We start from the raw sequence: 21,596 nt of genomic DNA on the forward strand, positions 1-21,596 counted from the left end.
TACATCATATTAGTAAAACCGTTCCCGTTTACGAAAGTTCTCAGCCCTGCAATATCAAGGGTTGAGGATTTTTTAGTTTTTATATGAGAATATATTTCTTATAAAACCGAATAACTTAATATGTTCCCATAGCGTAAAAAATAAGTAAATTTATTCCCATATGTTTGGTATTAAAACAGAGTTTTATAAAAAATTCCAATAAGTTATGAACATTTTGGATAATTTTAACGTCTGTATAATTGAAAGTCGAAATAGCATATAAAAAGTCATATCAAGTCGAAAAACAAAATTTGAGAGGTATTGAATGAGCCGAAAGATCCCTGTTTGGATACCCCCAAGAGGTAAGTATGGGAGTACCATATATGAAGACTATAGTCCAAAGTTAAAAAGAATTGTTCGTTCATACAGTTCACTGGAAAGAGATCATTTTGTGTTAGTAGAAACCGCTCCCCAAATAATTGATTTTTGTGAACAGTGCGAAAGAATACAGGGAGTCGTGAATGGGGAGTTGGTTGAATCTATCATTGATTATTGGTTGTTATATGCAGATGGAACAGAAGTGTATCGTGAAATAAAATACTCTGCTGATCTACAACCTTCCTCAAAAAAATTTGGAAAAGCACTCCGGCAAATATCGGCACAAAAAGAATACTGCTCTAGAAACTCTTACAATCACGAAGTCTTTACAGATGAAAATATTAGAGATAAACGACTACTCATTACTAATTTGAGGTTTTTAATACCATTTGGTAGGGATGAAAGACGTTGCAAAGAAGCTGAAAAGCTAGTTCTTAAAGAGTTGATGAAATTCGAGCAACTCAGCATTTATAAATTATACAAGAATATCAATTATAATGAAGAATCGCTTAAATACGCCGTATATTACCTGCTTTACAAAAGAAGACTTCAAGCAGATTTAGATAATCAACCACTGGGACCTAGAACGGAGGTTAGATTGTGCCAAAACCAAGAGTAACTTCTAAAGCTTTAATGAGCATTGACAGAATAGATACTTCCGTTTGGAAACAAGTTTTTCCTGATTCATTACCAGAAAAGGAAAGGGAAATTTATTTAAATAGAAAAAGTGCTGTTGATGATTATCTCCAGGGAAAAAGGAAAGTGGAGGATATTGCTACAATACACGGGATCTCCAGAAGATGGCTAAGTACACTCGTAAATAGATGTTTAATGGAACATCCAGATGGGGATATTTGGGGATATCGTGCATTAATACCAAACACAACTGTTAAAGAGAGAAAAAGCAAAGATTTATCAGAATGCAAACCGCATTCGAAATATGGAGGCCTGTCAGGTGCATTTAGAAACCTATTAGACTCTTATCCAGAATTAGAAGATTATATAAAAAAAGAATGGCTCGGAATTAAAAAGCACAAAGATCCTGAACTTCTTTTAGAGAATAGAATTAGTTTTAAGGTTATGCACAGAAGGTTTAGGGATAAATGCCGGGCGCTTGGTATTGAGAGTCATATGTATCCTTTTAATACTAAAAAAATCGCGTGGAGTTCATTAAGAACTTTTTGTAAACTTCTTGAAGAACGACATTTCGCAACTGCTGCCAAATCACGTTATGGAGAAAGAGCTGGAAGACTAGCCCGAAATGTACCGCAAGAAGAGAGGTACTATGTTGACCGTCCATATCATAGAGTGGAATTTGACGCTCATAGAATAGATTACTTAATGATGGTAATTTTCAAATTACCCAACGGAGATACTCAAACTCAATTATTAAAAAGACTATGGATTTTAACTATTATAGATACTGCAACACGGTGCATATTGGGTAAATACATTTCCTTTCACGAAAATTACACATCTGAAGATGTGTTAAGGTGCATTCAAAATGCAATAGTTCCGTGGAAAAAAAAGGAACTTCAAATACCTGGGCTTACATATAATAAAGATGCTGGCATGCCATCGGATATTAAAGAATGTGCTTGGGGCCTATGGGATGAGATAAGTTATGATAATGCAAAATCAAATATTTCTCAGATCGTTGTAGACAGATTAGAAAACTACTTATATTCATCCGTAATTAGAGGTCCTGTTGAAACGCCGGAATTTAGATCAATACAAGAGACCTTTTACCGAACGTTGGAGGAAAGTTTTGGTCATAGGTTGCCAAGCACTACAGGATCTTCAACAAGTGATATAAGAAGACAGAATCCCGAAAAAATGGCTTTACAATATAAAATAACCCACGATGAATTGGAAGAACTATCAGATGTAGTTATAGCAAATTATAATGGAGAGCCCCATTCTGAACTGTATTGGCATTCCCCACTTGAGACTTTAAAACAAAGATTAACACCGTATGAATCTGAGGAACCCAGATTTGAGATAAGAATATTGCCTGAATCTGAGAGAGATAATCTTAGGTTTTTCACAATGACTGATAAGAGAAAAGTCGTAGGTAATATTAAGCAAGGCAGAAGACCTTATATTAATTGGAAGAACGCAAGATATACCAGTTCAATATTAGCTGATTCCCCAGATCTAATTGGCAAAACCTTGAGTCTGGAGATTGATATTGACGATGTAAGAAGAATTCGTGCATATTTACCTAGTGGCGCAGAACTTGGAGAATTATATGCTGTAGGTGGGTGGGGGAGAACTAAACACAGTTTAAAAACTAGAGAAACTATAATACAGCTATATAATGAAAAACAACTACATTACCTTTCAAATGATGACCCTATTATAATATATCAAAATTTTCTACGCGAGAAAAGCAAAAAAGATAGAGCTTCCGCTAATGCATTGGTCACTTTAATAAGAGGTGCGGAAGAATCTGGAGACTATGATAATATTGTCCATGAAGACAACCTAACCCCCACTAACGCTAATAATAAATCCAAAAAAGCAAATACAGAAAATAATATTACAAAAGATGAAGCAAGTGAGAGATCAAATGAAACAAACTTTAACAAAATAGACAACGGTGATAATAATTCGGTTAATACACCTAAGTTAAGATTGTTGAAAAAAGCAATAGTATTTTAAAGAGGTGAGATTCGATTGGTAAAACCAAGCATTTTAAACGGAATCAATATAGATTTACTAGACCCTAAACTTCATCCGATTAATACCAAAAGATATATCCTATCAACTCCTCCTGTCAATGAAGTTATCCAGAATATATCTGCCTGTATTGATAAAAAAGACACAGGTGCAATAATATACGGACGACCACGTTTAGGAAAAACTTTTGCATTGAGGGCTCTAAAGGTATATTTACAGGATGGCTATGGTGATATTCCAATTTTCACCATAAACCAAACATGGCAGCAGTATGCAAGAGAAAAAAGATTTTATGAAGATTTGCTAGCTTCTTCAGGACATGACCTGATAAGTAAAGGAAACTCCGATGAAAAAAGGAGAAGGTTAATAAACCATCTTTCTAATGAAATTGATAAAAGTCAAAAGGGTATGATGGTTTTGTTTATTGATGAAGCCCAACATCTTCTTGAACCTCACTATTATTGGCTTATGGATATCTATAATGCGTTAGAATCTAAGGGGTATTACGTGTTCTACCTTTTGGTGGGTCAAAAAGAATTACGACACCGTAGAAGTACTTTTATTGAGCAAGAACGCCAACAGATAGTTGGTAGATTCATGGTAAGAGAGTATGCATTTAGTGGTATCAGAACTGAAGAAGATATTAAAGAATTACTCGAAGGCTACGATGAATTGACTGAATATCCAGAAGGGAGTAATATTTCTTTTACAAATTACTTCTTTCCGGAGGCTTTTAGTACTGGGCATAGAATTAGTACATTCTCTGAAAAAATGTTCAATATTTTTACTAATAAAAGAATTGAAGTAAAGTTAAGTGGAAAACCTGAGATACCCATGAAATATCTCACTAGTACGATTGAGTATCTCTTCAAGGAATACGGACTGCACAGTAAAAAGCCATCCGAATGGATTAATCACAGTATGCTTGAAGAATCCATAAGGCAATCTGGTTATATTCAGGCAGAACTAGGACTCCAAGGGTAAGGTAGTGAAGCAATAAATGTTCTTTAAGTTGATAAGTCCATCTAGCAGTAATCAAAGTTCAATTACATGGAATAATGCATGGGTAAAAAATGGGGAATCTCTAAGAAATATAATCATAAAATTAGCGTTTTCAAACATGTGGAATGTTAGGGATCTTAGAAAACTAATACTAAATGCAAAAGATCCTTTTGAAGAGGAGATGTGCTTGAAAATAGGCACTAGAAATATTGCATTTTTTGAAAGACTTAATTTTGACTTGGAAATAATAAGGAATAGTAGTTATGCCCCAATATTAGAATATCTAGAGGAAAATAACTATTATTTAGGAAGATATAGACCAGTGAGGGAATTTCAATCAAATTTTTTAAATAACTACACAGATCATAATCTTAGGTATTGCCCAATTTGTATGTCAATGGGGCATCACTATACCTATTTTCAGACTAAATCTGTTAAGAATTGCTTGATTCATAACGAAAAATTACATTCAGTATGTCCCACTTGCAAAAAACCTATTCCATATATAATAAATAATTATAACATTAAAGCTATTAATAAGTTAAGCATTGATTCAATGGAAGAGTGTACAAACATCTGCTTAAATTGTTTTGGACCCTTATCAAATGTTAAAAACATAAAAAACCCCTCCTCTTTTGAAGACCGTATAGCTTCAAAAACAACTTCATTCTTTATTCATAATATATTGTTGCTTGACAATGAATTAGTTATTGATAAGAGTTCTAGTTGGGCAGTGAATAGTTATTTCTCTAAAGTTGGTTCTAATATAATATATTTTAATGTAAAAACTGGCCGCAATAAGTTTTCGGCTCGACTAAATGAGAGTCAATACATAGATATAAATGATTGTTATTGGAAAATATATAAATCGGTTTGCAGATTTATAAGAAAACAAATTATCAATAAAAAACACCAGAGATATTTACATAATATTACAACCTGGGGAACTGAAGAAATTATATTAGAACCGTTCAGTTATGTCTATTTCAGATGTATAGTTGAAAAGAAAGATAGATTTTATCGCATTGATAAAAAACCTGAAAATTGGCCCCCGGAAGAAATAGATGAAGGTTCTTACATACCTGACAAAAACTGTATAGGATATATATATAGTATTCAAAAACAATTTGTTGAAGGGGATATAGATTATAATACTGCCCAGCTAACAATTAATAACGTTTTAGCATGGGCATTCCTTAAACTTTATAAGCGTTGTCAATCTTATGTACAAAAAGAAAACAGAATTCTTGTCTACTTTGATGATTTAACAAAAGAATTGGGTAGACCTGTTTATTTATTGAAGAAATCTCCAAAAGGGAACTTTGACACTGTAGTGTATAGTCCAAATCTAGATCAGCTTGAATGATCACCAACAACATTCCGGGCTAAAATGAGCTAATGGGTGGCTCTGACACGGCGGAATATACAATAAAGAAGGGAAAAGCAATGGAGGAACTTTTTAGACTAGCCTCGAACTATGGTTTCCCAATGGTGGTGGTGGGTTACCTGCTACTCCGCCTGGAACCACCATTCGGGAATTGCAAAAAAGTATTAACCTCTTAAGTATCACCATCGCCCGGCAAATGGACATGAAAGAGATTAACGAATTGATCGATAACCTCTAGGAGGGAGCAGTGGAAGTAGCTAAGAAAGCTAAACCCGGCCAGCAGCTATCGCCCCACTTTACAGAAGGAGAGCTGGCTTGCCGATGTTGTGGTAGGTTGCTCATTCAAGGGGAGTTAGTCAGTAGGCTTGAAATCCTTCACCTGCCAGTTGGAAAACCAGTACTGGTGAATAGCGCTACCGCTGCCCCACCCCCAATGTCTGCCGACCTGTGAGCCTTTGTGCCGACCCAGAAGACCAGCCAGCGTGGGCTGGCACGAAGGCCAGGACCCGGAGGAAAGGCAGGGTGTCAGACCCAGGGAAATACCCTAAAAGGCACGCTGCCGCAGGTGACCGATGGAAATGAAAGAAACTAACATGATGGTGAGGATAAAAAGGTTCTAGAATAGATACCCTGGTAAAAGCTGGCGTAGGGGGAATTAACGTTCTATGCGTATGACCGATAATATAAAACACGAACATCCTTTCAAAAGAGGTTCGTGTTTATATTTCGGAAGTGATCCGTCGTATGTCAAATTTTAAATTTTTCCGTTGCCCGATCGATCTCATTTGATATTTGTGAAAGATGCACAGAAGCAGAGGCCACATTCTCTAATGCGGCGGTCTGCTCCCTGGTGCTGTCGACAATGTTTTCGACTCCTTCAGGGATTTGCTTAACAGCTGCCGCTAAACTTTGAAACTGTGTGACCACTTGATCCATCAGTTGGATAATATTTTGAAAATCTTGACCCACTTCTCGCATAACCGTGACTCCAGCTTTTACCCGGGTATTGCCACCCATTATGGTTTCTAACCCTTTTTGGGAATCCAGGCGAACCCTTGCGATCAATTGGTCAATTTCCCCGGCTGCTGTGGACGATTGCTCTGCTAACCGCTTAACTTCTTCAGCTACTACGCTAAAACCATAGCCATGCTCACCGGCCCGAGCGGCCTCAATGGTGGCATTTAGGGCTAGGATGTTGGTTCGTTCGGTAATCTCTTGAATAACCACCACAATTTGATTTACCTTCCCTAGGGTTTTATTTAGATCACCAATGACTCGAACCGTTTCTTCGCTGGACTGAATTATGGCGTCCATCTGTTGATTCACCTGCTCCATATTTTGCATGCCTCGATTGGCACTTTGAGAAACCTCCTCGGCAGTTGAGGAAACTTGATTAGCATCCTGAGCCACCTGAACCACTGTAGATAAAATTTCCTCGGAAACGGTTTCATTTCTGGTTGCCCCTTCTTTAATATACCTGACCTGCTGTGTAAGCTCCAGGGCAGAGGTTGTGAGGGCTTTAGACATGCCAACTTGCTGACTCATAATATCCTTTAAGCTGTTTTTCATTTTACTAAAGGACTGTGCTAAACGGCCTATTTCATCTGGGTGTCCCTTAAGATGAATATCCCCTACGGTTAGATTACCAGCTGCAACGTGATCGGCCAGCAGGCTTAAATTCTGAACAGGCTTAACCACTAATTTTAAAATCAGCCAGGAAAGAAAAAGAATCGATACAATCCAGCCCAGGGTCATGGTAATAAAGGTGGCTCTGATAATCGCTGAAGTTTTGCGTGCCACGGAGGCCATACTAATTTTAATGCCAGCTGAGCCAATTAACTGGTTGCCCTCATGGAGAGGAGCGGTAATATCCATGATCCGTTGACCGTTTTCTACCGTCTCAAGCATCACCACTTGGTCTTTCTTCGCAGCAGCAATGTCCTCCGGATCGGCCTTTTCACCAACTTTTTTAGGGTCGGAACTAGCTGTTACCTCATAGTTATGATTTGCTTCATGCAAGCTAATTTCTTCTACAATGCCTCTGGTGGCCAGCCGTTTCACTAAACCCTGCAGCCAAAGGTGGTCGGCCATGCGGTCGGCCGAGCCAATACTGGCATCTAAAGCAGTCACGATACTTTGGGCCTGTTCCTGGGCCATTGTATCAATTTCTTCCTTGCCCTGTTGCCAGGTGTAGTAGCCCACTAGAAGAAAAATGATAGCCAATGTAACGCCCAATAAGAGGGGGATTTTTTTGCTTAGGGACTTCATGGTAGCGGTCTCCTTGTTATATGTAAAATGAAGCATAGGCTATCATTTCGGCAAGAAATGATAGCCTATGCGTACTGTTTTAACCGATTAGGCTAGTCTTGATCATCATCATCTTCCTGGTCGCCTTGCTCATTGGAGCTTTGTTCGGTGTCCTGGTCGTGGCTATCGTTATCTTGGCTGTCATTATCTTGGATATCAGTATCTTCCTTATCCGCTGACTCTAATTCGTTATACAGCACCTTGCCATTACCAGGATCTACAACAACCTCCTGCAGACCAGCGCTGGTGAGAACATCTACGGAGTAGATTAGTTGACCATCTTCCTCCTCCAGTTCAGCCTTCACAACTTGGCCTGGGAAAGCGGTTAAGGCATTATTGATGGCATCGGTCAGGTTGATTTTAGTGAGGGACAGGAGTAATTTGGATTCTTCCTGGTCGTTTAACTCCTGACCGGCTGCTTCCTGTACCAGAACACTGGAGCGGTATGCCAACTTTTCAGCCTTGTCTTGCAGAATTTTACCATCAACGGAATTTATGGTAACCTCGTACTTTTGGGTCTGGTCGGCCAAGTCTACGGAAAAGATCACTTTACCAGCTTCCTTTTCCTGCTCGACATTCAGAATGCTTGCTCCGGGGTGTGCCTTCTGGGCAATGGCCTGGGCATTTTGCTCGGACAAATTAGCTTGTCCCATGCCCTTATCAGCATAAGCAATGCCACCAAGCATACTGGAAGCAACGAGACCTAAACCGGCAATGGTACCTAACATTTTTTTGTTCATTATGGATGACCTCCTGTTTTTTGATTCTCCTTCATTCTAGCAGGGGTTTCTGAGAATACTCGGAGAAACAGGGGGAGAAAAATGAGAGTTTTCTCATCTAGCTCACTTTATAATGGCAAAGTAACAAGAAAAGAGGTTCCTTTGCCAGGAGAGCTCTTTACCTGGATGGAGCCGTGGTGGCTTTTCACAATCCAATCTGCGATGGAGAGCCCAAGGCCGGTGCCTTCCAGGTTGTTGGAGCGGGCGTTGTCGATGCGGTAAAAACGTTCAAAAATCTTGCTTAAATGCTCGGAGGCCATGCCCACTCCGGTATCCTTTACCAGAAGCTCCAGGCAGGTGCCACGGGTTCTTAACGCTAGGGTAACTTCACCGCCAGCAGGGGTGTGCTTCAGGGCGTTGTCAATTAAGATAACAACCAGCTGTTTGATTCTTTTTTCATCCCCACTAAAATCCACGTCTGCCTCGATTTCTTGCTTCAACTGTATGCCTTTAGCCGCGGCTAAGGGAAGCAACGGTCTAATGACTTCGCCAATGGCCCTGTCCAGGGAGAACCGACTGAGTTCCAGTAACTGCTGTTCCGAGTCCACTCTGGCTAAGAAAAGCAAATCATCCACCAACTTGGCCATGTGGGTGACTTCTGTGCCAATATTTTCTAACCAGACTGCTTGTTCCTCCACCGTTTCCTTGGGATTTCCCAGCACTAATTCCAGGTTTGTTTGCATCACCGCCAGAGGGGTACGCAGCTCGTGGGAAGCATCAGCCACAAAATCCCTCTGCCTCTGCCAGGATTTTTTTATGGGGACCAGCGCCTTATCCGCCAGAAACAGACTGCTATAAAATGCCAATGCCAGACAGACCAAACCGGCAATGGCCAGGGCTGCTAAAAGAAAGCCCAGGATTTCCATATCCCGCTCAATGCTAACAAAGACCACCAAAAATCCCGACCCTTTTTGCAGGGGAACCCTTAAAAAGCTATAGGAATGATCGTGCCAGTCAAAATCACCCTTGTCTCTTTTGCCAGAAACTATTTTTTGCACAATTTCACTATACTTTCTCTGATCTAGATCCGACCTAGCAAAATAAGTCTTAAGGATGATACCCGATTGGTTGGTGGTTACATAAAAATATTCTGTACGGTCAAATTCCGCTAACCGATCCGCTGAACCAGACTCGATGGCTGCCACTAGGTTCCGCAGGACCCCTTCGGACTGCTTGATAATCTGCCGCTCCATCAGAAAATAGGTGCCCAGGATAAACAGCAGCAAAAGAATGCCCATGATCAAGATGTTGATCAAAGTAAGCTTTAAGCGAAGGTTGCGAAACATTAGATCCCCTTTAAACAATAGCCAACACCTCGAATCGTTCCAATGGAAACCTCCGAAAAAGTTAACTTCTTACGCAGGTAATGGACATAAGTTTCTACATTGCTGATTTCTACATCTGAGTCTAGGCCCCATACCCGATCCAGGATTTGTTCTTTGGTAATCACCTGGCCGACATTGCGCATCAGAAGCTCCAAGAGCAAGGACTCCTTTAAAGTGAGTTTGATGACTTCTTCACCTTTGGTTAGCTCGCAGCGGAGTGGGTCCAACGTCAAGCCATAGGCCTCAATTTTTTCGCCTCCCAGTTGAGCAAGCTTTCTTCTGCCCAAAGCCCGCACCCTGGCCAGTAACTCCCCGGTGGAAAAGGGCTTGATCAGATAATCATCAGCCCCGGCATCCAGCCCTTCGATGCGATTTTCCACGGAATCTTTGGCCGTTAATAAGAGCACTGGGGTGCTAATACCCTGCGTGCGTAAAGCCTTGACGATTTCCACACCCTCTTTGTAGGGCAACATCCGATCCAGAATAATGACATCATATACGCCGGTCTCGGCCATAGCCTGGCCGGTTTCCCCATCGTAGGCTGTATCCACGCCGTAATTATTTTTCTTTAAAATATAGGTTAGAGCATCCGCTAACCTTTTTTCATCTTCCACCAATAGTAGTCTCATCACATCACCCCATGCTTATGATATAACAAATTCCTTTAAATCACCTTTAAATAGTAGTTTTTTCAAAGGGAATTTTAAGTTTTGCTGTTTATACTGAGGAAAAGGAAAGGAGAGGTAACATGCAATTATTTGAAAAACTTAAAAAGATCAACAAAAAGTGGTACCTAACATTGGCCGCCATCCTGGTCATAGGGGCGACGGGAAGTGCAGGGGCAGAGTATTATTTCGATCAGCAAGCTGCTGCAGCAAAGACCGAAAGGGTGAGTCTGCAGGCTAGTCGGGAGGCCGTAGAAGATTTACTCTATCTTGAAAAGCAGGAAACACTGAAGCTTTCCCCGGACCAAGCAAAGACTCTCTTGCCACTGGTAGAGAAAATATCCACTACCTCGGACGCCACTTCCAGAACCGATTTAGCTAAACAAATTTACCAAACCCTAACCCCCGACCAATACCAAGCAGTGTCAGAACAGAATAAGCAGGACCATCGTGATGTTAGGGTGAAAAAGGATGGCAAAGACAGACATGATGACGAGAGGGAGCATGAGTTTAAGGGAGAAGCAGACCTCAAAGGTACGCAGAGCCCTAAAGCAGACGCTTTAAATCAGGTGGTTATCCAAATGTTGAAAACTAGAGGTTCTGAAACACAATCCAGTGCCGCTGCTCCTGTAAACAGTTAATGTTAGAAAAAAAGCCAAGCCCGGTGCTATTATGGTACCGGGCTTGGCTTTTTCGTTCAGCTACTGCATTTTTATTTAAATCACTTGAGTTCACAGACGCACCTTTGATAGTACAGCTATATTAACCTGAAAAATGAGAGTTTTCTAATGTTTCAGCATTGCTGTATTGGCTATAATGAAAAGAGCCAATAAACAGGAGAGGGATATTGGAATGGGAAGAATTTTAGTAATCGAAGATGATAAGAATATCCAACGGTTTGTCACAATGGAACTAACCCTGGAAGGTTATGAGGTGGCATCTGCTTATACTGGCAGGGAAGGATTAAAGAAAGCGGTGGAGGAAGCCTGGGATCTGATCCTTTTGGATATTATGCTGCCGGAATTAAGCGGCCTGGAGGTCTGCCGTAGGATTCGACAGGTCAAAAACACGCCCATCCTGATGTTAACTGCTCGGGCAGCGGTGCCGGATAAAATTGCCGGGCTGGATTCCGGGGCCAATGATTATATCACCAAACCCTTTTCCATCGAAGAACTGCTGGCCCGGGTAAGGGTTTACTTTCGAGAAAATAAACTTCCCGTGCCAGACGACATCTCGATCAAAATAGCGGATCTAACCATCAATTTGCGAACCAGAGAAGTAACCCGGAATGAGAGAAAAATCGAGCTGACCCCCAGGGAATTTAATCTGCTGCAATATTTTGCGGAAAATCAACGGACCGTTCTCAGCCGGGATCAATTATTACAGCAGGTTTGGGGCTATGATTATTACGATTCCAATGTGGTGGATGTATATGTCCGTTACCTAAGAAACAAAATTGAATTTGCCCAGGAAACCAAGCTTATTCACACCGTCCGTGGTGTAGGCTATGTGCTGGAGGAGAGAAGCCTTGAAAATTAAGTGGAGACTTACGCTAATTGCTTCACTCTTTTCTCTCCTGGCCATTCTAGTATTGTCCGTGGTCCTTTACTTTGTCCTGAGTAATTTTGATACGGTCTATGAGCAGCGAATCCTCACAATTCAGCTCAGCTTATTAGAAAAGAACATGGTTGAAACAGGCCAGCTACCTTCTGGCAATACCCTCAAAACCTTTCTGCAGCCACACCAGCAAATCCGCATTTTAGATGGAAAGCAACAAATTGTGGCCGCAGGGGAAGACGATTTTGAATCCGCTGAGTATGACTTTCCCCTAGATCGTAAAGGGAATTTCCAAGTCTTTCGCAAGGAAGGAGATTCCCTCTATATACAGAGAAGGCAGCTAGATGTAGGGGGCCATGCCTATAGCCTGGAGATTCTTTCAGAAAACGAGTACTTTAGTGATGTGATGGAGAAGGTTTGGTCTTTGCTTGCCATGATCAGTGGCGTTTTTTTAATAGTGGCCACGGTCAGTGGCTATATGGTATCACGGCTGGCCTTGTCTCCGGTACATGCTTTAATCCGCAGCGTAAAGCAAAAGGAACTTACACAATTATCCGAGGGTTTGCCACTGCCACGCTCGAAGGATGAAATTTATGAGTTAGCAGAAACCTTTAATTATCTATTAAAAAGAGTAAACAACTCCATTGAACAACAAAAGCTATTTATTGATAACGCATCCCACGAACTGCGGACACCCCTGACGGTTCTAGAAGGGTTTATCTCAACCCTGGAGAGAAGGGAATTGGACGCAGCCACGAAGGCGGAATTTTTTCAAACCATTCATCAAGAAATCGAGCACCTGCGGCATTTAGCCAATGAATTATTAGAGATATCTGTGTTGGAAAGAATCCCTTCCTGGGATAACCAGTGGGTGCAATTAAAGCCAGTTGCGGAGGAAAGCCTTCAGGCATTTACGACTTTGGCACCCGAGATGCAGTTTCAAAGTCAAATTCCCGAGGAAATGCAAGTACTGTTTGACCCTTACCGACTGAAGCAGGTCCTCAAAATTTTGTTAGACAACGCCGTTAAATATGCCAATGCTTCGTTGGTGGAGATTGTGGCACGGCAGGAGTTGGCGAAAACTTTGATCGAAGTAAGGGATAACGGTGTAGGTATTCCCCTGGAAGATCAGCCCCAACTCTTTGATCGCTTTTACCGGGTGGATAAATCCCGTAGCAGAGAGCTGGGGGGAGCGGGGCTAGGGCTTAGCATTGCCCGAACCCTGGTGGAACGGCAGGGGGGAGTTCTTTGGTTGGCCAGTACACCGGGAAGCGGCACGGTATTTACTATAGAATTACCCAATACAAAGGTACCAGGGGGGATAAAGGGTGCTTAGCCAGTTGTTTCAGAGCTCCGTAGCGTTTTTTCAAATTTACGGCACAGTGGGTTTGTTTTTGATGTCCTTTGCAGAGTCTTCCTTTTTTCCAGTGCCACCGGATATTTTACTGATTGCTATGTCCTTAAGCCAGCCCAAGCTAGCCCTGTGGTACGCCCTGATTACCTCGGTGGCTTCGGTATTGGGTGGTATCTTCGGCTACTTTATTGGGGCTAAGGCAGGTCGGCCTCTACTAGACCGCTGGGTGCCTGCCAAGCGAGTGGCCCAGATTGAGTCGCTATTTCAACGCTACGGTGGTTGGGCTGTTGCCATTGCTGGCTTTACACCCATCCCCTACAAGGTATTTACCATTGGGGCAGGGGTCTTTCAGATTCAAAAAACGGTATTTGTGGTGGCGTCTATTCTCAGCCGAAGTGCCCGTTTTTTCCTGGAAGGCTTACTGATTTTCTATCTGGGGTCGGCTGCCAAGCATTTTTTAAGCAGTTATTTAGAAATACTGACCATCGGTCTGTCCCTGGTGATACTGTTGCTCTATTTTGTTTTACGACATACCAAAACCATGCAGTATTTAAATGGTTTTTGGGTAAAGTTACGGGAACGTTTGGAACGATATTACAACGAAAAGATGTCCCCCCTGGGTGCCTTTGGTAACTACCTGCTGGTGGGTTCAGTGCTGGGAATCGGCAGTATGCTCCTCTTTGCCAAATTGGCCAGTGAACTGTTGGAGAATGAACTAAAATGGTTTGATAATGCAGTGATTGATTTGGTTCATCGGCTGGACAGCCCCCTTACCACGGAGGTAATGAAGGGACTTAGTACCATAGGCTCGTCAACGGTCATGATTGGAGTAGCCCTGGTGGCAGCACTACTGCTTTGGTGGGTAAAACGACATTTTTGGGATGCCCTGATGGTGCCAGTTGCGTTAATTGGCAGTTACAGCCTCAATGAATTGTTGAAATGGATTTTTCGGCGAGACAGGCCGAATGTTGCTCGCCTGGTGGAGGCCACTGGCTACAGCTTCCCCAGCGGGCATGCGATGGTTTCCATGACTGTCTTTGGTCTGCTGGCCTATCTGGCCTGGATTAACCTTCGTCAACCGCTCCTGCGCTACCTGCTAACCTGCACCCTTGTCCTATTGGCAGTGGCCATCGGAATCAGCCGTATTTACCTGGGGGTCCATTATCCCAGTGACGTGCTGGCAGGCTTTGCTGCGGGTGGCTTCTGGTTGGTAGGTTGCATTCTGGGGTTGCAGGCCATTCGGTATTACAAAGCAGATGCTGATAAAGGATAGCTTTTCTGTTGCTTTTTGGGCAGTCAGTAACGTGCTGAGATGTCTTTTGTATAAAGCTTGCCACCCAGGAAGATTAGGAATTTAATAATATCAGCTAAAAAGGAGGCATTTGATTTGCCTCTTTTTTTAATTAACTATATAGTAGCGGAAATGATATGTTAAATGCTGGAACCTTTCTAATTAAATTACATAATATGGAATAAACAAGAGGAGGTTTTGCCAATGACAGAGGATATTAAGACAAAAAGTCAGGAGAATGGCCCCATTAAAACCAATGCTGCCAACTATTTTTGTCCCTCCTGCGGCCCAGGAGCGAATCCTTTACAACCACCCTATCCGGGATATCCCTGTGTAAATTATAAGTACTACCCGACCTATATGTTTGTGGCACAATACGCCTATCCCGAAGCGTTAAACTTAATAGTTCAATCCGTTGGCGGGGAGCGGGAGGATGAATTGTTTTATACCTACATGCTCAATGTGGCACCGCCGGGTCAAAAGGAAATTATCGCAGCCATTCGGGATGATGAAATCAAACATAACAAAATGCTTAGGGAGTTGTATTGGGAATTAACCGGGCAAGACATACTACCAGCCCAGGAGGAACCCTTTCAACAACCTCAAAGCTATTGTGATGGACTTGTCCGGGCTTTATTTGGAGAATTGTCCGCCGTAGAAAGATATCGCAAGATTTTATTTGGCTTGGAATTCTTACCCTATCGGAATATGATTACAGAAATTTATACCGATGAGTTGAAACACGCAACAAAATGGAACTATCTCTATTCGTTAAATTGCGTGAGAGGTAACGGTTATTAGTGAAGCATTGATACTAGAAAGGGGGCCGTTGCACGATGACTAACCAAATTGAGGGCTTAGGAGGACACAACTGGCTGCCCGTTTGCTGTTGCTTTTTACTGTTCCTGTTTTTTGTGTTGATCATATGTTGCTGCATTTTCTTTTTTTAGTTAGGCGTTCATCATTCAGAAAATCTATCGAAATAAATAATGAATTAGCAGAACCCAGTCAAATAGAGACTGGGTTCTGTAACAGCAAGGTAATTTTCCCACCAGTTGGAATATATTATTATTACTGATGTGACAGTGCTTCCAACCGTATGCCACGATTTCATTCCTATTCAAAAAGCAGCACCGCAGGTTGTAAAACAGCCATTATTGGTAAGAAACTCTCTGGTTACTGTGTAGTAAAGGGTGACTTGACATGATTTCCATACGAGAAATTATGGTTCCCATTTCTGAGTATTCGGTGGTAGATGAAAACTCATTGGTTCGAGAGGCCATCAAGGTCTTGAAAAAGTCCTTCTACAAGGATGAAAACGGTGGTATTGTGGGTCACCGTTCTTTGCTGGTGACCAATAAAAAAATGAACTGGTGGGGATCGTAACCCTGCGAAATATTCTTAAAGCAGTGCTAACCAAGTATGATTTGCCAGAGAGTTATTTATGGATTTACTCGGTTAGTTCTTCTGGCTCCAATATGCCCGTTAAGAGTGTAATGCGGGCCACTAAAATTGTGTTTGTGGATGTCGAGGATGACCTATACAGAGCGGTGGATTTGTTTTTAACCAAAAAGGTTAATTCTTTGCCAGTATTAGAAAAAGGAAAGCTAATTGGTATTATCCGTACCATTGATGTTTTTGGGGTAATAGGGATGTTGTTGTAATTTTTTAGAACCCAGTCTAATAAGGACTGGGTTCTCTAACGGAGAGTAGTTTTATATGCCTCGAAGGCAGAATTAGATTACCCATTTTGGGTAAAAAATTACATAGGTAAATATACCCAGGTATTATATTGATTAGCCAATAGCTGTTTGCTTTGCATAAAGCTTGTATTTTTGTAGCATAATTTTCTGTGAAAGGGGGCTTGTCATTGTACAATCTTAAGAAATTCAATGCTATCTTCATTTTACTTACCCTATTCATCATAACTTTGGTTGGTTGTGCGAAAGAGGCACCTCAAACCCAGGAGAAAAAGCAAGAAACACCGGCACCACAGAAAGCAGCGGAAGTATCTTATCCGGCTGGCCGTATTTACACAGCCGATGAGGATGGTAATACCGTCAGTGTAATTGATACAACGGAAAATAAAGTAGTGAAATCCGTTGAGGTCAAGAGTATGCCCCATAATGTGCAAATATCGCCCAATGGGAAAGAAGTATGGGTGGCAGTGGTACAACCAGGTATGGAAGCCATGTCTGGTATGGAGCATGGGGCAACGGGCATGGCCGGGCAAGTATGGGTGATTGACACTTCAACCAATGAAGTCACTCAGAAAATTACCATTGGCAATGGGCCTGCCCATGTTATTTTAACGCCGGATGGCAAGGAAGCCTATGTAACCAATGGGGTGGACAATAATGTTAGTGTTATTGATACCGCCACCTACAAGGTAAAGTCAACGGTACAAGTAGGCATGGGCCCCCACGGTTTGCGCCCTTCGCCGGATGGCAAGGTGGTGGCTGTGGCCAACTTGAAGGAAGACACCGTATCGGTTATTGATACAACTACCAAGAAAGTCACTCAGGTGAAGGTAGGTAATAAACCCGCCCAGGTGGCCTTCGACCCAGATGGAAAACAATTGTATGTCTCCTTAACGGCGGAAAATGCCGTAGCAATGGTGGACACTGGCACCTGGAAGAAAACCATGACCATACCTGTGGGAAAAGTACCAATCCAGCTCTTTGTAACCCCGGATAATAAATATGTTTACGTGGCCAACCAGGGAACCAAAGAAGATCCAGATAACCGAGTGAGTGTCATCGATGTCCAAAAGATGGCGGTAGTTAAAACCTTAGAAACCGGCAAAGGGGCCCACGGAGTGGTGGTATCCCCCGACGGGAAGTTTGCTTATATCACCAATATCTATGAAAATACGGTTTCCGTAATTGATACAAATAAAAATGAAGTGGTCAAGAACATTCAAGTAGGCAAAGGGCCAAACGGCATCACCTTTAAAAAACAATAGGGTAATAGGTGTGTTAGGGTAAATCATAGCAAGAACTGGCATTTTGTTGCCGGTTCTTTTTTATAGGGTATTCTTTGGCATTCAATTTGTAACACTTTATTTGTACATGGAATATTATGGCATTAAGGGTTGGTGCGAATCTTAAACTGCATCAGTTAAACCCTTCAGAAAGGGGAATGAATCATGTTTTACCGCAATCAACATCCGGTTCAGCCAACTAGTCAAATGGTATTGCCTGCTGTACAACACTGTGAAGTGGTATGTGAGTATACCCATACCGTCATTCTGGGAAGACAAGATGTTCACATGCGTACGCAGCAATTGCAATTACTACATGACTGCGCTGACGTTTGTACCTTAACTGCGAAACTGATAGCCCGGTGTAGTACCTTTGCCAGGGAAATGGCAGCTCTTTGTGCACAGGTTTGTGAAGTATGTGGAAATCATTGCTTAAGGCACCCGGATCAGGAGTCTCAATACTGTGGTCGTGTTTGTTGTCATTGTGCGGAAGTATGTAGAGCCTTTGCGGCTTCAGCAAGTCCTGGTCACCACCCCGGTGCTTGCCCTGGTTCTGAATGCCCGGTACCTGGCTACCCCGGAATGGGGCCTGGCATGGGAATGGGGCCTGGCATGGGAATGGGGCCTGGCATGGGAATGGGACCTGGCATGGGAATGGGACCCGTCATGGGTATGGATGCCTACTCCGTTCAAACTGAGACAGAAAGCAAGGAAGACAAGAAGGAGAAAAAAGAAGAGAAGAAATAGTCGTGAAAAAGCAGGGGTGATCCCCCTGCTTATTATATCTCAATTTATATTATACCGGAGACATTTCAGTCCGAAACTTTCTTAAGCGTAGAGCATTGCTAACCACAGAAACAGAGCTTAAGGCCATTGCGGCCCCTGCGATTACTGGGTTTAACAAACCAAGTGCAGCTACCGGAATTCCCACAGTGTTATAGAACAAGGCCCAGAAAAGATTCTGCTTAATGTTTTTGATGGTGGCTCGAGATAGTTTGATACTGGCCACTAGACCTCGCAAATCCCCCCGCATCAAGGTGATGTCAGCTGCCTCAATGGCTACATCAGTGCCAGTGCCGATGGCAAAGCCCACATCCGCAGTGACCAAGGCGGGGGCATCGTTAATACCATCCCCAACCATTCCCACAGTTTTACCCTGGTTGCGTAACCTTTCCACTTCCCTAGCCTTGTCTTCTGGCAATACCTCTGCCAGTACATGGTCAATACCAACCTGTTGGGCAATGGCCCTAGCTGTGCGAGTATTATCACCAGTAATCATCCAAACTTCAATGCCCATTTTTTGCAGTTCTGCAATGGCTTCCTGGGAGTGCTCCTTGACAGTGTCTGCCACCGCTATCAGAGCCGCTGGTTTGCCAGCAAGGGCCATTAACATCACTGTTTTGCCTTGTTCCTCTAACCTTTCAACTTGTTTGATGTGCTCTTGCATCTCAATCTGATTTTCCTGCATCAGCTTGCGGGTGCCTAGTAATATCTGCTCTCCCCCCAACGTACCCTTGACCCCATGCCCTGGAATGGCCTCGAAATGGTTTGGTTTATCTAGGGTGAGTCCCTTCGCTTCTGCAGCCTTTACAATGGCTTGGGCCAGGGGGTGTTCCGAAAGCTTTTCTACCGCTGCGGCCTGCTTCAAAAGGGTTTCTTCGTTGTAGCTTTTATCCAGGATCACCGTATCTGTTAAAGTAGGTTCTCCCTTGGTGATGGTACCGGTTTTGTCTAATACAATGGCATTTAATTGATGGGCCTTTTCCAGATATTCTCCACTTTTAATGAGGATGCCATTTTCAGCCCCTTTACCGGTACCCACCATAATCGAAGTGGGGGTGGCCAGACCCAAAGCACAGGGGCAGGCAATGACCAAAACCGCTGTAAAATTGGTGAGTGCCCTAGTAAAATTGCCGGGGTCAGCTCCGTAATACCAAGCTGCCATTGTAATAATGGCCAGCACGACCACCACGGGCACAAAGTAGCCAGAAATAATATCCGCCATCCGCTGAATGGGTGCCTTAGAGCCTTGGGCTTGCTCCACAATCTTAACAATCTGGGCCAGTGCAGTATCCCTGCCCACTTTCGTGGCTTGAAAGGTGAAAGTGCCATGCTTATTGATGGTGGCACCAATGACTTCGTCCCCGATTTTCTTATCCACAGGTACACTTTCACCGGTCAGCATAGACTCATCCACCGTGGAGTAGCCTTCTTTGATGACACCATCTACAGGAATTTTTTCGCCGGGTTTTACCAAAACAAGGTCTTCCACTTGTACATCTTCCACCGGAATTTGGACTTCCTTACCACCCCTTAGAACAGTGGCGGTCTTGGCTTGCAAATCCAGTAATTTTTTAATGGCCTCGGAAGTACGCCCTTTGGCAATGGTCTCCAGGGTCTTGCCCAGTAAAATTAGAGTAATGATAATGGCCGAAGTCTCATAGTAAACTTCCTGATGTGTGACCCACTGGGGGAAAAAGGTGGTAACCACACTGTACAAGTAGGCCGCAGTGGTACCCAGGGCCACCAGCACCGACATATTGGCACTGCGCCCCTTTAAAGCCACATAGGCTTCCTTATAGAAATTAGCCCCAGCAATAAACTGAATGGGAGTGGCTAGGGCGAATTGGAAATAAGGATTCATAATAATGGGCGGCACCACTGCGTGGGCATTAAAGAGCATGACAAACATATATACCAGCAGGGGCAGTGAAAGAATTGACGAAAAAATTACCAGACCCTTTTGCCTTTTGATTTCCCTTTCCCGTTCCGCTTGCTCCAACTCAGTGGGGCTGCGATCGCCTAATTCTTCTGCCTTGTACCCGGCATCGATCACTGCCCGCTTAATCTCGGACACGGTGATATCGGAACTGTTAAATTCCACGCTGGCAGTCTCGGTGGCAAAATTGACCGTCGCCTTGAGTATCCCGTCCAGTTTATTTAAAACCTTTTCGATACGCTGGGCACAGGCTGCACAACTCATACCGGAGAGTTTTAAATCCACATGACTTTGGACAAGGCCATAACCGGTATCCTTAATGACTTGGCGTACTTGATCGGGGTTGGTTACGGCGGCATCAAAGGTGATTCTGGCAGTTTCATTGGCAAGATTCACTGCCGCCGCCTGGATACCAGGGTGTTTTTTTAAACTCCGTTCCACTCGACTAGAACAGGCAGCACAAGTCATGCCTGTAATCTTGATGGTGGTTTCTTTTATTTTACTCATACTTCACTTCCTTTCTCGGTTAGTTTGACCCCCTAGTAAAAGATTATTAGCTTGTAAGAGCAATTCTTATTATGAATAAGAAACAGCACGAACATCCAAGCAGGAGGAGTTCGTGCTGTACTTATTAAGAGGGGGTGATTTACGTTAACAAGCGCTTATTTTTATCGTGCATTACTTGCTTGCCGGTGCACTGAAATTACCCATCATACCAGAACCAGGGCCATTTCCGTTCCAGTTACCCATCATACCAGGTCCCATCCCGGAACCATTGCCCATCATGTTCATCATGTTACCATTCATCATGGGTCCCATGCCATTTTGGCTGTGGAATTCTTTCATTTGATCAAAGTGCTGACTCCAGTTTTGGGACTGCTCTTCGGTAATTTGACCATCCTTCACAGCTTGATCCAGCCAGGTTTTATGCTGGTCAAACATTTGGTTATAGAACTGCTGGTTATTGGTGTTGTTTACGTTAGGTGTAGCCTTATCTTGCACATTATCAACTGCTGCAAAGGCGGCGGGAACCAGTAGAGCACCTAAAGCGATAGTCAGGATACCAGACATAATTTTACGTTTCATTATTCATTCCTCCAATTATTTTAATCATTTTTGTTGGCAACTTAAGGTCTTGCCTTAGACCATCTTGAATAGCAGACCTACATTGGCCCACTACGGGGTACC

At 42.9% G+C, this 21,596-nt stretch carries 22 protein-coding genes; 16 read left to right on the plus strand and 6 right to left on the minus strand.

The genetic code is table 11. The features are described from left to right. Positions 1-430: 430 nt before the first annotated feature. The 7 genes from BUA78_RS18750 (at position 431) to BUA78_RS20940 (ending at position 6,020) form a co-directional block, all read left to right on the plus strand. The gene (locus BUA78_RS18750) at positions 431-976 is read left to right on the plus strand and encodes a TnsA endonuclease N-terminal domain-containing protein (protein ID WP_139257392.1); all 546 of its coding nucleotides are present in this window, start codon (positions 431-433) and stop codon (positions 974-976) included. Further along, positions 958-3,021, plus strand: coding sequence for a hypothetical protein (locus BUA78_RS18755; protein ID WP_072915549.1), 2,064 nt, complete (start codon positions 958-960; stop codon positions 3,019-3,021). Before BUA78_RS18750 ends, BUA78_RS18755 begins: the two co-directional genes overlap by 19 nt. Before the next feature lie 15 nt (positions 3,022-3,036). Continuing rightward, the gene (locus tag BUA78_RS18760; protein ID WP_072915547.1) at positions 3,037-4,023 is read left to right on the plus strand and encodes an AAA family ATPase; all 987 of its coding nucleotides are present in this window, start codon (positions 3,037-3,039) and stop codon (positions 4,021-4,023) included. Positions 4,024-4,228: 205 nt separating this feature from the next. Beyond that, the gene (locus BUA78_RS18765; RefSeq protein WP_139257390.1) at positions 4,229-5,407 is read left to right on the plus strand and encodes a hypothetical protein; all 1,179 of its coding nucleotides are present in this window, start codon (positions 4,229-4,231) and stop codon (positions 5,405-5,407) included. Positions 5,408-5,529: 122 nt separating this feature from the next. After that, entirely contained in the window at positions 5,530-5,604 is a 75-nt protein-coding gene (locus BUA78_RS20740; protein ID WP_238456831.1) for a hypothetical protein, read from the plus strand. A 71-nt stretch (positions 5,605-5,675) separates the two neighbouring features. After that, the gene (locus BUA78_RS18775; protein WP_175549027.1) at positions 5,676-5,879 is read left to right on the plus strand and encodes a hypothetical protein; all 204 of its coding nucleotides are present in this window, start codon (positions 5,676-5,678) and stop codon (positions 5,877-5,879) included. Positions 5,880-5,885: 6 nt separating this feature from the next. Then, complete coding sequence (locus tag BUA78_RS20940) at positions 5,886-6,020, plus strand: hypothetical protein (protein ID WP_274377397.1); 135 nt, start codon at positions 5,886-5,888, stop codon at positions 6,018-6,020. 155 nt (positions 6,021-6,175) lie between these two features. On the opposite strand, the gene BUA78_RS18780 is transcribed toward BUA78_RS20940, so the two are convergent. From BUA78_RS18780 to BUA78_RS18795, 4 genes are all read right to left on the minus strand, one after another. Beyond that, entirely contained in the window at positions 6,176-7,696 is a 1,521-nt protein-coding gene (locus BUA78_RS18780; protein WP_072915544.1) for a methyl-accepting chemotaxis protein, read from the minus strand. Between the two features lie 92 nt (positions 7,697-7,788). Beyond that, positions 7,789-8,475 carry a PepSY domain-containing protein gene (locus BUA78_RS18785; protein ID WP_072915542.1) on the minus strand — a complete coding sequence of 229 codons (687 nt, stop codon included), beginning with the start codon at positions 8,473-8,475 and terminating at the stop codon, positions 7,789-7,791. A gap of 107 nt (positions 8,476-8,582) precedes the next feature. Then, complete coding sequence (locus BUA78_RS18790; RefSeq protein ID WP_072915541.1) at positions 8,583-9,800, minus strand: sensor histidine kinase; 1,218 nt, start codon at positions 9,798-9,800, stop codon at positions 8,583-8,585. Continuing rightward, a complete protein-coding gene (locus tag BUA78_RS18795; protein WP_072915539.1) occupies positions 9,800-10,468 on the minus strand; it encodes a response regulator transcription factor in 669 nt (222 codons plus the stop codon). Before BUA78_RS18795 ends, BUA78_RS18790 begins: the two co-directional genes overlap by 1 nt. Before the next feature lie 119 nt (positions 10,469-10,587). On the opposite strand from BUA78_RS18795, the gene BUA78_RS18800 reads away from it, so the two are divergent. From BUA78_RS18800 to BUA78_RS20515, 9 genes are all read left to right on the plus strand, one after another. Continuing rightward, positions 10,588-11,145 (plus strand): hypothetical protein, encoded by a 558-nt coding sequence (locus BUA78_RS18800; RefSeq protein ID WP_072915538.1) that lies wholly within the window; start codon positions 10,588-10,590, stop codon positions 11,143-11,145. 211 nt (positions 11,146-11,356) lie between these two features. After that, a complete protein-coding gene (locus tag BUA78_RS18805; protein WP_072915530.1) occupies positions 11,357-12,043 on the plus strand; it encodes a response regulator transcription factor in 687 nt (228 codons plus the stop codon). Next, the gene (locus tag BUA78_RS18810; RefSeq protein WP_072915528.1) at positions 12,033-13,397 is read left to right on the plus strand and encodes a sensor histidine kinase; all 1,365 of its coding nucleotides are present in this window, start codon (positions 12,033-12,035) and stop codon (positions 13,395-13,397) included. Before BUA78_RS18805 ends, BUA78_RS18810 begins: the two co-directional genes overlap by 11 nt. Continuing rightward, on the plus strand, positions 13,390-14,688 hold the full coding sequence (locus BUA78_RS18815) for a phosphatase PAP2 family protein (RefSeq protein ID WP_072915525.1): 1,299 nt from the start codon (positions 13,390-13,392) through the stop codon (positions 14,686-14,688). Before BUA78_RS18810 ends, BUA78_RS18815 begins: the two co-directional genes overlap by 8 nt. A 222-nt stretch (positions 14,689-14,910) precedes the next feature. Continuing rightward, the gene (locus tag BUA78_RS18820; protein WP_072915523.1) at positions 14,911-15,507 is read left to right on the plus strand and encodes a ferritin-like domain-containing protein; all 597 of its coding nucleotides are present in this window, start codon (positions 14,911-14,913) and stop codon (positions 15,505-15,507) included. Between the two features lie 402 nt (positions 15,508-15,909). Continuing rightward, positions 15,910-16,092, plus strand: a complete 183-nt coding sequence (locus tag BUA78_RS20745; RefSeq protein WP_238456827.1) for a hypothetical protein — start codon at positions 15,910-15,912, stop codon at positions 16,090-16,092. Then, positions 16,080-16,370, plus strand: coding sequence for a CBS domain-containing protein (locus BUA78_RS20750; protein ID WP_238456826.1), 291 nt, complete (start codon positions 16,080-16,082; stop codon positions 16,368-16,370). Before BUA78_RS20745 ends, BUA78_RS20750 begins: the two co-directional genes overlap by 13 nt. 206 nt (positions 16,371-16,576) lie before the next feature. Further along, entirely contained in the window at positions 16,577-17,671 is a 1,095-nt protein-coding gene (locus tag BUA78_RS18830) for a YVTN family beta-propeller repeat protein (RefSeq protein ID WP_072915520.1), read from the plus strand. A 183-nt stretch (positions 17,672-17,854) separates the two neighbouring features. Then, complete coding sequence (locus tag BUA78_RS20515; RefSeq protein WP_072917614.1) at positions 17,855-18,436, plus strand: four-helix bundle copper-binding protein; 582 nt, start codon at positions 17,855-17,857, stop codon at positions 18,434-18,436. Positions 18,437-18,485: 49 nt separating this feature from the next. Here BUA78_RS20515 and BUA78_RS18840 read toward each other — a convergent pair whose 3' ends face one another. After that, the gene (locus tag BUA78_RS18840) at positions 18,486-20,915 is read right to left on the minus strand and encodes a heavy metal translocating P-type ATPase (RefSeq protein WP_072917616.1); all 2,430 of its coding nucleotides are present in this window, start codon (positions 20,913-20,915) and stop codon (positions 18,486-18,488) included. A 171-nt stretch (positions 20,916-21,086) separates the two neighbouring features. Further along, positions 21,087-21,494 (minus strand): DUF2680 domain-containing protein, encoded by a 408-nt coding sequence (locus BUA78_RS18845; protein WP_072917619.1) that lies wholly within the window; start codon positions 21,492-21,494, stop codon positions 21,087-21,089. Positions 21,495-21,596 lie beyond the last annotated feature (102 nt).

This window comes from Desulforamulus aeronauticus DSM 10349, assembly GCF_900142375.1.
GTDB classification, from domain to species: domain Bacteria; phylum Bacillota; class Desulfotomaculia; order Desulfotomaculales; family Desulfotomaculaceae; genus Desulfotomaculum; species Desulfotomaculum aeronauticum.